Origin of the sequence: Zoogloea sp. (genome assembly GCF_041904905.1) — a bacterium.
Taxonomy (GTDB): Bacteria; Pseudomonadota; Gammaproteobacteria; order Burkholderiales; family Rhodocyclaceae; genus Zoogloea.
Window position 1 is genome coordinate 1 of the sequence record NZ_JAYRMI010000097.1, and the last position, 11,865, is coordinate 11,865.

The 11,865-nt window shown below is 68.1% G+C and carries 12 protein-coding genes; 10 read left to right on the forward strand and 2 right to left on the reverse strand.

What is annotated here, in order from left to right; genetic code table 11:
- Window positions 1-9 precede the first annotated feature (9 nt).
- From ACE3N6_RS17935 to ACE3N6_RS17965, 7 genes are all read left to right on the forward strand, one after another.
- Entirely contained in the window at window positions 10-984 is a 975-nt protein-coding gene (locus ACE3N6_RS17935; protein WP_374247199.1) for a tRNA dihydrouridine synthase, read from the forward strand.
- A gap of 9 nt (window positions 985-993) precedes the next feature.
- On the forward strand, window positions 994-1,689 hold the full coding sequence (locus ACE3N6_RS17940; protein ID WP_374247187.1) for a tRNA (guanosine(46)-N(7))-methyltransferase TrmB: 696 nt from the start codon (window positions 994-996) through the stop codon (window positions 1,687-1,689).
- The gene (locus ACE3N6_RS17945; RefSeq protein ID WP_374247188.1) at window positions 1,686-2,402 is read left to right on the forward strand and encodes a UPF0149 family protein; all 717 of its coding nucleotides are present in this window, start codon (window positions 1,686-1,688) and stop codon (window positions 2,400-2,402) included. Before ACE3N6_RS17940 ends, ACE3N6_RS17945 begins: the two co-directional genes overlap by 4 nt.
- A gap of 25 nt (window positions 2,403-2,427) precedes the next feature.
- Window positions 2,428-4,386, forward strand: coding sequence for an acyltransferase family protein (locus ACE3N6_RS17950; protein WP_374247189.1), 1,959 nt, complete (start codon window positions 2,428-2,430; stop codon window positions 4,384-4,386).
- Between the two features lie 4 nt (window positions 4,387-4,390).
- Window positions 4,391-4,723 carry a YkgJ family cysteine cluster protein gene (locus tag ACE3N6_RS17955; protein ID WP_374247190.1) on the forward strand — a complete coding sequence of 111 codons (333 nt, stop codon included), beginning with the start codon at window positions 4,391-4,393 and terminating at the stop codon, window positions 4,721-4,723.
- A 107-nt stretch (window positions 4,724-4,830) separates the two neighbouring features.
- Window positions 4,831-5,319 (forward strand): peptidoglycan-binding protein LysM, encoded by a 489-nt coding sequence (gene lysM / locus ACE3N6_RS17960; RefSeq protein WP_374247191.1) that lies wholly within the window; start codon window positions 4,831-4,833, stop codon window positions 5,317-5,319.
- Window positions 5,320-5,429: 110 nt separating this feature from the next.
- Window positions 5,430-5,648, forward strand: a complete 219-nt coding sequence (locus tag ACE3N6_RS17965; protein WP_374247192.1) for an RNA-binding S4 domain-containing protein — start codon at window positions 5,430-5,432, stop codon at window positions 5,646-5,648.
- A gap of 15 nt (window positions 5,649-5,663) precedes the next feature.
- Here the strand turns inward: ACE3N6_RS17965 and gstA are convergent, their stop codons facing one another.
- Together gstA and ACE3N6_RS17975 are read right to left on the reverse strand one after the other, a co-directional pair.
- On the reverse strand, window positions 5,664-6,272 hold the full coding sequence (gene gstA / locus ACE3N6_RS17970) for a glutathione transferase GstA (protein ID WP_374247193.1): 609 nt from the start codon (window positions 6,270-6,272) through the stop codon (window positions 5,664-5,666).
- Window positions 6,273-6,294: 22 nt separating this feature from the next.
- Window positions 6,295-6,681 (reverse strand): YchJ family protein, encoded by a 387-nt coding sequence (locus ACE3N6_RS17975; RefSeq protein WP_374247194.1) that lies wholly within the window; start codon window positions 6,679-6,681, stop codon window positions 6,295-6,297.
- 205 nt (window positions 6,682-6,886) lie between these two features.
- Here ACE3N6_RS17975 and ACE3N6_RS17980 point away from each other — a divergent pair, with 205 nt between their 5' ends.
- From ACE3N6_RS17980 to ACE3N6_RS17990, 3 genes are all read left to right on the forward strand, one after another.
- Window positions 6,887-9,430: a sensor histidine kinase gene (locus ACE3N6_RS17980; protein ID WP_374247196.1), complete on the forward strand. Its 2,544-nt coding sequence runs from the start codon at window positions 6,887-6,889 to the stop codon at window positions 9,428-9,430.
- A gap of 9 nt (window positions 9,431-9,439) precedes the next feature.
- Window positions 9,440-9,814 (forward strand): response regulator, encoded by a 375-nt coding sequence (locus ACE3N6_RS17985; RefSeq protein ID WP_374247197.1) that lies wholly within the window; start codon window positions 9,440-9,442, stop codon window positions 9,812-9,814.
- Between the two features lie 222 nt (window positions 9,815-10,036).
- Window positions 10,037-11,865: bifunctional aconitate hydratase 2/2-methylisocitrate dehydratase (locus ACE3N6_RS17990; RefSeq protein WP_374247198.1), on the forward strand; the 1,829-nt coding region annotated here is incomplete at its 3' end.

The following is an 11,865-nucleotide window of genomic DNA, read 5'->3' on the forward strand; positions in this document are numbered from 1 at the left end:
TTTTCGACGATGACCCGGCTGCTGCTCGCCCCGATGGAGGGGCTCGCCGACGACGTGCTGCGCGAGGTGCTGACCCGCGTGCCGGGTTACGACCACGCGGTGACGGAGTTCGTGCGGGTGTCGGGCACGCTGCTGCCGCTGCGGGCCTTCGCGCGGGTGTCGCCGGAGCTTCGCGCCGGCAGCACAACGAGCAGCGGCACGCCGGTGCGGGTGCAGCTGCTGGGCTCCGACCCGCCCTGCATGGGCGACAACGCGGCCCAGCTGGTGCGGCTGAACCCGGCGGGGATCGACCTGAACTTCGGCTGCCCGGCGCCGCTGGTCAATCGTCACGGGGGCGGCGCGGCCTTGCTCGACGAGCCCGAGACGCTCCACGCCATCGCCTGCGCGGTGCGCCGGGCGGTGCCGCGGCACATCCCCTTCACCGCCAAGATGCGCCTGGGGGTGGCCGACACCGGCCGCGCGCTGGCGTGCGCCCAGGCCCTGGCCGACGGCGGGGTGGAGGACATCGTCGTCCATGCCCGCACCAAGATCGACGGCTACCGCCCGCCCGCCCACTGGGAGTGGGTGGGGCGCATCGCCGACGCGGTGGCGGTGCCGGTGGTGGCCAACGGCGAGGTGTGGAACGAGGCGGACTGGCGGCGCTGCCGTTCGGTGAGCGGCGCCGCCGACGTGATGCTGGGCCGCGGCGCGGTGTCGGACCCCTTCCTGGCGCGGCGCATCCGCGCGGGGGGCGAGGGCGCGCCGGATCGCGACGCCGAGTGGGCCGAGCTGCTGCCGCTGATCGGCGAGTTCTGGCAGCGGGTGCTGGCCAAGGTGGAGGCGCGCCACGCGCCGGGCCGGCTCAAGCAGTGGTTGGGCATGCTGCGGCGCAACTTTCCCCGCGCCGAAATTCTCTACGCGGAGCTGCGCGCCCAGAAAGATCCGTTGGTCGTCGCCCATATCCTGGGTTGTCACGGCGTACCGGTGCTGAAGGCGGCCGCGTAGAATTGGCGGATGTACGCCAATTCGAAGATCCCCGAGAGCGCCCAGCCGGGCGTTCATGAAAACCTTGTCGAGCGGGTCGTCAAACACGCCCGCTCCGAGTTCCGCAAACCCTATCTCGATCACAACAAGGCCGCCTTCGCGGCCAGCCTGGCTGGCTGGGACGGTAAGGCGCCGCTGATCCTGGACGCCGGCTGCGGCGTTGGGCACAGCACCATCCAGCTCGCCCGGGCGTTTCCCGAGCACTGGGTGATCGGCGTCGATCAGTCGGAAGACCGGCTGTCCCGCAAGAAGCCTTACCCCGATGCGCTGCTGCCGAAGAACATGGTCTTCGTGCGGGCCGATCTGGTGGACTACTGGCGGCTGATGGCCGACGCCGGCATCCGGCTCGACCGGCACTACATCCTCTACCCCAACCCCTGGCCCAAGATCGGCCACCTGGCGCGGCGCTGGCACGCCCATCCGGTGTTTCCGTTTGTGCCAAGGTTGGGTGGGCGGCTGGAATGTCGCAGCAACTGGAATATTTATGTGGAAGAATTCGCCCTCGCGATCGGCCTGCTGACCGGCCGCGAGGTTGGCTGGGCGCCCTTCGAGGCCCCGTCGCCGCTCACCCCTTTTGAACGCAAGTACCGGGATTCCGGCCAGACCCTTTACCGGTGTGTGGTGGAGCTCGATCGCCAACCCAGACCGGAGGAAGACCCGTCATGACCCAATTTCAATCCGAACCCTTGTCCGAAGAAGAACTGGAGCAGCTCGAGGAGCTGCTGGTCTCCGACGATGTGCCCGCCGACTGCATGAACATGGAGATGCTCGACGGCTACATCGCGGCCATCGTCGCCTCGCCGCTGCCGATCAAGGTGGAGGAGTGGCTGCCGGCGGTGTGGACGGCCGACGAGGGTGAGGTGGGCTTCGGTTCCGGCGCGGTGCTGCAGAAGGCCATCGAGCTGGTGCTGCGCTACTACAACGACACCCTGGCGGTGATCGGCGACGAGCTGGGCGACGAGGAAGGCGAGGCCGAAGGCTGGCAGCCGTTCTGCTATGCCCAGGGCGGCGACGACGATCCGGCCATCGGCGAGGAGTGGAGCAACGGTTTCGAACAGGGCTTCGAGATGTGGCCGGTGGAGTGGCCGGACACCGTGAGCGACACCGCCATCGCCGAATCTTTGCTGGAGACCATCCTGGGGCCCGAAGAGGAGGTCTCGGTGCTGCCGGATGCCGACGCCCAGCTGGCCGAACTGGAGGAGAAGGGCCTTGCCGTGCAGCGGCTCTACCAGAACTGGCGCGCCCTCGGCCTGCCGGCGCCGGCGCCCGTGCCGGTGAGCGCGGCAACCGCCGCCACCCGCAGCGGCCCCGGGCGCAACGATCCCTGCCCCTGTGGCAGCGGCAAGAAGTACAAGAAGTGCTGCGGCGAGGGCAAGTGAGCGGCTGCCTGCGGGGGCCCGCATCGTGGGTCTGAAGTACCGCGGCGAGATCGACGGCCTGCGGGCCGTCGCCGTCTTGCCGGTGATCCTGTTCCACGCCGGCTTCGGCCTGTTCGGCGGTGGCTATGTGGGCGTGGACGTGTTCTTCGTCATCAGCGGCTACCTGATTACCAGCATCCTGCTGGCCGAACTCCAGGCGGGCAGCTTCACCGTCGTCGGTTTCTACGAGCGGCGGGCGCGGCGAATCCTGCCGGCGCTGTTCGCGGTGATGCTGGCGACGTTGCCCTTCGCCTGGTTGTGGCTGGCGCCGGCGGAGATGCGGAAGTTCTGCAACAGCCTGATCGGGGTCTCGCTGTTCAGCTCCAACATTTTGTTTTGGCAGGAGAGCGGCTACTTCGACACCGCCGCCGAGCTGAAGCCCTTGCTCCACACCTGGAGTCTGGCGGTGGAGGAGCAGTTCTACGTGTTCTTCCCCCTGCTGCTGATGGCGGTGTGGCGTCTTGGCCGGCGCCGGATCGGGGTGCTGCTGGCGGCGCTGCTGGTCGCCAGCCTGCTGGCGGCCGAGTGGGGGCTGAGACACGACCCCACCGGAGCCTATTACCTGCTTCACACCCGCGGCTGGGAGCTGCTCATCGGTGCGCTGGTGGCGCTGGTGCTGTCGGCCCGCGCGGGGGCGGACGGCGCGCTGGTGCCGTCGTCGCCCTGGCTTGCGCAGCTGGCGGGGCTGGCCGGGCTGGCCGCCATCGGGGTGTCGGTCTTCCTGTTCGACCGGCACACGCCCTTTCCTGGGGTGCACGCGCTGCTCCCCACATTGGGCACGGCGCTGGTGATCCTGTTCGCCAGCCCCCGGACGGCGGTGGGCGCGCTCTTGGGCAACCGCTTCTGCGTGGGGATCGGCCTGCTCAGCTACAGCGCTTATCTGTGGCACCAGCCGCTGCTGGCCTTTGCCCGGGTTCGCAGCGTGGGGGCGCCCAGCGAGGCCCTGATGGGTGCGTTGGCGGTGGCGTCGGTGGCGCTGGCCTATCTGAGCTGGCGGTTCGTGGAGCGGCCCTTCCGGCAGCGTCGAACGGTTCCCCGCCGGGCGGTGTTCCTGTTCAGCGGGGTGTGCCTGCTGGGTTTCATCGCCGTGGGGCTGGGCGGGCGGCTGACCGGCGGCTACGAGGCCCAGCGTCTCGACGCGGACCGCATCGCCCTGCGCAAGACAGCCCAGCCCAGCCCGCTGCGGGATACCTGCCACACCCTGGATTCGCCGGATTTCACGCCGCCGGCCCGGGCGTGCACCTACTTCGGCAGCAAGGTGACCTGGGCTGTCTTCGGCGACAGCCACGCGGTGGAGCTGGCCTATGCCTTGGCCGAGGGGCTGAAGCGGGACGACCTGGGCCTCAAGCACCTCAGCTACAGCGGCTGCGGCCCGGTGGCCGGGCGGGCCGACCTGGGCTCGGACTGCCGCAAGTGGTCGGACGCCGCGCTGGCCCATCTGGAGCGCCTGCCGGAGGTGCACACGGTGGTGGTGGTGTACCGCATGAACCTGCATCTCTTCGGCGAGCATGAAGGCGTCTACCCGGCGCTGCCGGATACGGTCGGCGAGGCCGAGCGCGCGCGCACGTGGCAAAGTTACGTGGCGCTGCTGTCGCGCCTGCAGGCCGCCGGCAAGCGGGTGGTGGCGGTGCTGCAGGCGCCGGAGCTGCGCAAGGGCATCGACGATCTGGTGTTGGTGGACGGTGGCCCGCGGATCGTCGGTGTGGAGCGGCGCTGGTGGGATCGCCGCCAGGCTTTCGTGCGCGCCCATCTGCCCGATCTGCCCCCCGGCGTGGCGGTGGTGGACCCGGCCGAGGTGCTGTGCGATGCCGAGGCCTGCTACGCCGCGGGCGACGGGCAGGCCGACTACTTCGACGACGATCACCTGTCGGTACAAGGCGCCCGCAAGGTGGCGCAGCAGATCTTCAAACAAACGGCGCCCGAGGCGCGCCCTGCAACGGAGTGACGAAGTGGCCGATCCCTGCCTGACCTGTGGCGCGTGCTGCGCGAGTTTTCGGGTCGATTTCCACGTCTCGGATCTGGAAACCTGCCCCGGCGGCTGCGTGCCGGTGGCGCTCACCGTGCCGGTGACGGCCACCCTCGCGCGGATGCGCGGCACCGACGAAGGCCCGCCGCGCTGCATCGCGCTGGCTGGCGAGATCGGCCAGGCGGTGAGCTGCACGATCTACGACCGGCGCCCCGGGCCGTGCCGGGATTTCGCCCCCTTCGCGGCGCTGGGCATCGGCGACGAGGGCTGCGCCCGGGCCCGCCGACGGCACGGCATGAAGCCTCTCGACGAGTGACATCCTGCCGGCGGCACGGGCGGTTTCACAGTTAGAAACAGAATCCGCGATGCCGAAGCTGTCGCGCGGGCTTAGTCTGTCGGTTTGACCACCACCAGGAGAAGCACATGGGTTTGCTGAGTTTCGTACGTGAAGCGGGCGAGAAGCTGTTCGGCCGCAAGGATGTGGAAGCCGCCGCCGCCGAGCCCAGCGCCGCCGACAAGCTGGCCGAGCTGAACCGCAAGGCCGCCGCGGCGATCGTGGCCTACATCGACAAGCAGGGGCTCGACACCAGCGCGCTCTCGGTGAGCTTCGATGGCGCCAGCAGCACCGTCACCGTTGCCGGCACGGTGGCCGATCAGGCCACCAAGGAGAAGGTGCTGCTGTGCTGCGGTAACGTGGACGGCGTGGATAAGGTGGACGACCAGCTTGGCGTGACCAACCCCGAGCCGCCGGCCCAGTTTCACACCGTGGTGCGGGGCGACACCCTGTCTGCCATCGCCAAGGCCTTCTATGGCAACGCCAACGCCTACATGAAGATCTTCGAGGCCAACAAGCCGATGCTGGGCCACCCGGACAAGATCTACCCGGGCCAGGTGCTGCGCATTCCGGCCTGAGCGCGTGTTCTGACGGGCTGCCGGCGGGCGGCCCGGATTGGCGGATTGAGTCGGGTCTGACACAATCCGCCGCTCCTGAAACATTTCTGCAATCGCCGGAGCCCGCCACCATGACCATCCGATTCCCCGTTGAAGGCGAATTCATCCAGCTCGACCAGCTGCTCAAGGCCACCGGCCTGTGCGGGTCGGGCGGCGAGGCCAAGCAGCGCGTTGCCGACGGGGCGGTGTGCGTGGACGGGGAGATCGAGAACCGCAAGCGGGCCAAGCTGCGCCCGGGTCAGCGCATCGACTTTGCCGGCGAGACCATCGAGCTGGTGGCTGCCGGCTGATCTCGCTTCACGCCATCACTTCAGCAGGCCTTCGGCCTTCAGCGCCGCCTGCACGGCGGGGCGGGCCCGCACGCGCTCGGCGAAGGCGCCAAGGCTCGGCCAGGGGGTGATGTCCACCTTCACCAGGCCGGTCCAGCCCAACACGGTGAAGAGGTAGGCGTCGGCCACCGAGAACGCGTCGCCCAGCAGATAGGGTTTGGTGTCGAGGGCCGCGGCGACGATGGGCAGGCGACGGGCCAGGTTGGCCCGGGCGGCATCGCGCATGTCGTCGCTGGCGGCAGGGTTGAACAGTGGGCTGAAGCTCTTGTGGAGTTCGGTGCCGATGAAGGTGAGCCACTCCTGCAGGCGGGCGCGGGCAAGGGTGCCGGCGGGCGGGGCGAGCTTCTTCTCGGGCACCAGATCGGCCACGTACTGCACGATGGCCGGGCCTTCGGTGAGCAGCTCCCCATCGTCCAGCGCCAGCGCAGGCACGTAGCCCTTGGGGTTGATGGCGGCGAAGTCGGCGCCGGATGCGGTCTCCTTGGTGCGCAGGTTCACCTTTTCGAGGGCGACGTCGAAACCGGCTTCGCGCAGCACGATGTGGGGCGACAGGGAGCAGGCGCCGGGGGAGTAGTAGAGCTTCATGGGGGTGTCTCCTCGAGTTTTTTCAGTTTGGGTGGATGTCGCCATCCAGGTACAGCCAGCGGCCGTCCTCGCGGATGAAGCGGCTGGTTTCGTGCAGGCGGTGGGCGCGCCCGCCGATCTTGTAGCGGGCCACGAATTCCACCACGGCGTGGCTGTCGTCGGTCAGCTCGAAGCGCTTGACCGCGAGGCCCAGCCACTTGGTGGGCGGATCGCCGGCAAGGTTCAGTCCGGACGGACGGAAGTCGGGGTGCCAGGTGGTCAGCAGGTAGTCTTCCCGGCCCAGGGTAAAGGCGGTGTAGCGGGAGCGCATCAGGGCTTCGGCATCGGGGGGCGGGTCGCCCAGGTCCAGGTGGCGGCCGCAGCAGGCGGCGTAGTCGGCGGGTTTTCCGCAGGGGCAGGGGTGGGGCATCGACGGTGGGTAGCGGAGGGCGGAGCCCGCATTCTGGAATGAGCCGGGGCGGAATCGCAACATCCGGCGTGCCTTGCCTTGAGATTCCCGCGCCGATGCCGTTACTGGCAGGGATCCGGGATTTCAGGTGAATAATCGGCGAGCCTGGGCGAGCTGTGCATTCCGATGGGCCGGGCAAGGGTAGCTGCGAGTTGGGGAGACGGCATTGAAGCGCTGGAAAATGGGTATCCGCGGCAAGCTGATCGCGATCTTCGTGGTCATCAAGGTGCTGCCGCTGGTGGTGTTGGCGCTGTTGGCGTGGGGCATGGCGCAGCGGCTTGGCGACACGGTGAGCGCGAAGGCCAGCGCAATGGCCGAGTCGATGCTGGCGACCGTGAAGCAGGTGGGCGAGGGCGCCACCGGCGACGCGATCCGGGCGCTGGACGACCGGGCCCGGGTGGCCATCGAGCGCCTGACCACCGACACCGCCCGGGCGGTGGCCGGCTTTCTCTACGACCGGGATTCGGACGTGCGGCAGGCGGCTCAGGTGGAGCCGTCCGAGGCGGCCTACCGCAGCTTTCTGCTTCACCGTACGCGCAAGGTCCATCGCCACGGCCCCTGGCAGCTTGCCGAGGATGGCACCCGCTGGGAGCCTGCCGCCAACCAGAGCTGGGACGAATCCCTGGCGGCCGACCCGGCCCAGGCTCTCCCGGATAACGCCAAGTCGTTCAGCGCCCGTCCGCCGGAGTACATCGGCCACCCTGAGCCGCGCCCGCTGTTCGTGGAGATGAGCTTCGTCGATCTGCAGGGGCGCGAGCGGGTGAAGGTGACGACGGGCGATCTCACCGCCAGCGCGCTGCGCAACGTGAGCGACCCGGGCCAGACCTTCCTGAAGGCCGAGCGCTACTGGCCTGAACTGCGGAAGCTGAAGCCCGGCGAGATTTACGTGTCCGAGGTGATCGGCGCCTATGTGGGCAGCCGGGTGGTGGGGCCGTACCTGCCGGCCAGCGCACGCAAGGCGGGCATCGAGTTCAAGCCGGAGGAGTCGGCCTACGCCGGCACCGAGAACCCGGTGGGCAAGCGCTTCCGCGGCATCGTGCGGTGGGCGACGCCGGTGGAGCGGGGCGGGCGGATTGTGGGCTACGTCACCCTCGCGCTGGATCACGACCACATCCGCGAGTTCACCGATCACATCAGCCCCACCGATTCGCGCTACACGCCGATCAACGACGCCATCGTCGGCAACTACGCCTTCATGTGGGACCACCGCAGCCGGGCGATCTCCCACCCGCGGGATTACTTCATCCCGGGCTACGACCCCGCCACCGGCGAGCCGGTGACGCCGTGGCTGGATCAGGCGCTCTACGACGCGTGGCAGGCGTCCGGCAAGTCGTCGCGGGCCTTCCTCGAGACCGTGAAGCCCTTCGACGGGCAGTCGCTCAAGAAGAAGCCGGCGGCGGCCCTCGTCAAGGTCGGCACCGTCGGGCTGGATTGCCGCTACCTCAACTTCTCGCCCCAGTGCGCCGGGTGGAACCAGCTTACCGAGAAGGGCGGGTCCGGCTCCTTCACCATCTTCTTCTCGGGGCTGTGGAAGCTCACCACCGCCGCCGCGATCCCGTACTACACCGGCCAGTACGGACAGTCGCCGCGGGGCTTCGGCTTCGTCACCGTGGGGGCCAACGTGGACGACTTCCACCGCGCCGCCACCGAGTCGGCCAGGCGGATCGGCTTCAGCATCGCCGAGATGGACAAGTCGCTCCACGCCCAGCGGCAGGGGCTGCGGGACGACATCGCCGACAACCTGACCCAGACCGCCGGCGCCCTCACGCTCTCTACTGCGCTGATGGTGGTGGTGGTCATCGTCGTGGCGATCTGGATGGCCCAGTTCATCACCCGGCGGATCACCGCCATGATCGACGGCCTCGGTCGCTTCCAGGCCGGCGACCTGTCCCACCGGCTGAAGGTCCGCTCCGACGACGAGATGGGGCAGCTGGCCGACTCCTTCAACAGCATGGCCGACGAGGTGCAGGAATCCTTCAAGCGCTCCGAGGAGGCCCGCAGCCGGGCAGAGGAGGCCAACAAGCTCAAGTCGGACTTCCTGGCCAGCATGTCCCACGAGCTGCGCACGCCGCTCAACGGCATCCTGGGCTATTCGGAACTGCTCCAGCTCGAGCTGACCGATCCGGTCCAGCTCGACTACGCCACCACGATCCAGTCGTCGGGCAAGCACCTGCTGGACATCGTGAACGACCTGCTCGACCTGGCCAAGATCGAGGCCGGCCGGCTCGAACTGAAGACGACCCCTCACGACATCGCGGCCCTGGCCAACGAGCTGATCGGCGCCCACCGGGCCCATGCCCAGGCCAAGGGGCTGTCCCTCGACCTGGCGCTGGCGGCCGACCTGCCGGTGTCGATCCGGACGGACGTCCAGCGGCTGCGGCAGATTCTCAATAATCTCTTGAACAACGCGATCAAGTTCACAGAGAATGGCGGGATTGGCCTGCGCGTGGGTCGCGCCGGCGAGCGCATCGCGTTTGCCGTCACCGACACCGGGCCGGGCATCCCCCTCGAAGCACAGGGCGTCATTTTCGAGAGATTCCGCCAGTTGGACCAATTCCTCACCCGCGATCATGGTGGCACCGGCCTTGGGCTGGCCCTCGCGAAGGAGCTCGCGCACCTGCTGGGCGGCGATCTCGTCGTGCAGTCCAGCCCCGGCAACGGCGCCACCTTCACGCTGTACCTGCCGGCCGCCGCGCCAACGTCCAGATAGGCTTTCCCCATGAGCGATGCCTCTTCAAACCCGAAAAAGGTTCTCGTCGTCGATGACAACCTGATCAACCGACGGCTCGCCATCGCCTTCGTCAGCCGGCTGGGCTACGTGGCCGAGCAGGCCGAAGACGGCCCCGCGGCCCTGGCCAAGCTGGACGCGGAGCCCTTCGGCGTGGTGTTCCTCGACATCAGCATGCCCGGCATGTCGGGCGAAGAGGTGCTCGCCCGCATCCGCGCCGACGGTCGATTCGGCGGCCTGCGCGTCATCGCCTATACTGCCCATGCGCTCCCGGAAGAGAAGCAGCGCCTCATCGACGCCGGCTTCGACGATCTGCTCATCAAGCCGATCACCCTGGGGGCAGTCGAAACCGCGCTCCAGCGCTGATGCACGCACCGGCATGGTGCGGGAGCCGTTGAACTTGCTGGAAAAATTGAATTGTGCGTTCGCACAATCTGCGTGGTTTAAAATATAATATATATAAGACTTGGCTCTGCCTGATAAGAACCAAAGGCCGGTCTGTGAGGGAGACGTGCCCCGGGGTTTTCCCGGCGCCGCACGAAAGACAGCATCACCGTAATGTAACCATCGTCTAGGAAGGATCTACCCATGCTTGAAGCCTACCGCCAGCACGTTGCCGAGCGTGCCGCCCTCGGCATTCCGCCGCTGCCCCTGTCGAAGCAGCAAACCCAGGCTCTGGTCGAACTGCTGCAGAATCCGCCGGCCGGCGAAGAAGCTTTCCTGGTAGATCTGCTGACTTACCGCGTCCCCGCCGGCGTGGATGACGCCGCCAAGGTCAAGGCAGAATTCCTGGCCAAGGTCGCCAAGGGCGAAGTGGCCTGTGGTCTGGTCTCCAAGGTCAAGGCCACCGAACTGCTGGGCACCATGCTCGGCGGCTACAACGTCAAGCCCCTGATCGACCTGCTGGGCGACGCCGAATGCGGCGCCACCGCTGCCGAAGGCCTCAAGAAGACCCTGCTGGTCTTCGACTACTTCCACGACGTGGCCGAGCTGGCCAAGGCTGGTAACGGCAACGCCAAGGCCGTGATCCAGTCCTGGGCCGACGGCGAGTGGTTCACCTCCCGCCCCGAAGTCCCCGCCTCCCAGAAGCTCACCGTCTTCAAGGTCACCGGCGAGACCAACACCGACGACCTGTCGCCCGCGCCGGACGCCTGGTCCCGCCCCGACATCCCGCTGCACGCCCTGGCCATGCTGAAGAACCCGCGTCCGGGTATCGAAGCCGACGAGCCGGGCTCCCGCGGCCCGATCAAGCAGCTCGAAGCGCTGGCCGCCAAGGGCAACCTGATCGCCTACGTCGGCGACGTGGTCGGCACCGGCTCCTCCCGCAAGTCCGCCACCAACTCCGTGCTGTGGTTCACCGGCGAAGACATCCCCTTCGTCCCGAACAAGCGCTTCGGTGGCGTGTGCCTGGGCTCCAAGATCGCCCCGATCTTCTTCAACACCATGGAAGACGCCGGCGCGCTGCCGATCGAGATCGACGCCGGCCAGATGGACATGGGCGACGAGATCGAGCTGAAGGTTGACGGCGCCACCGGCAAGGTCACCGCCACCAAGAACGGCGCCACCATCGCCGAATCCCAGCTCAAGACCCTCGTCATCCTCGACGAAGTCCGCGCTGGCGGCCGTATCCCGCTGATCATCGGTCGTGGCCTGACCACCAAGGCCCGTGAATTCCTCGGCCTGCCGGTCTCCACCCTGTTCCGCCTGCCGCAGAACCCGGCAGACGCCGGCACCGGCTACTCCCTGGCCCAGAAGATGGTTGGCCGCGCCTGTGGCCTGCCGGAAGGCAAGGGCATCCTGCCGGGCACCTACTGCGAGCCCAAGATGACCACCGTCGGCTCCCAGGACACCACCGGCCCGATGACCCGCGACGAGCTGAAGGATCTGGCTTGCCTCGGCTTCTCCGCCGATCTGGTGATGCAGTCCTTCTGCCACACCGCCGCCTACCCGAAGCTGGTGGACGTCAAGATGCACCGCGAGCTGCCGTCCTTCATCTCCACCCGTGGCGGCGTTGCGCTGCGCCCGGGCGACGGCGTGATCCACTCCTGGCTGAACCGCCTGCTGCTGCCGGACACCGTCGGCACCGGTGGCGACTCCCACACCCGCTTCCCGATCGGCATCTCCTTCCCGGCCGGTTCCGGTCTGGTTGCGTTTGCCGCCGCCACCGGCGTCATGCCGCTGGACATGCCTGAATCCGTGCTGGTCCGCTTCAAGGGCCAGATGCAGCCGGGCATCACCCTGCGCGATCTGGTCAACGCGATCCCGCTGTACGCCATCAAGGCCGGCCTCCTGACCGTCGAGAAGAAGGGCAAGAAGAACGTCTTCTCCGGCCGCATCCTCGAAATCGAAGGTCTGCCGGATCTGAAGGTCGAACAGGCCTTCGAACTGTCCGACGCCGCCGCCGAGCGTTCCGCCGC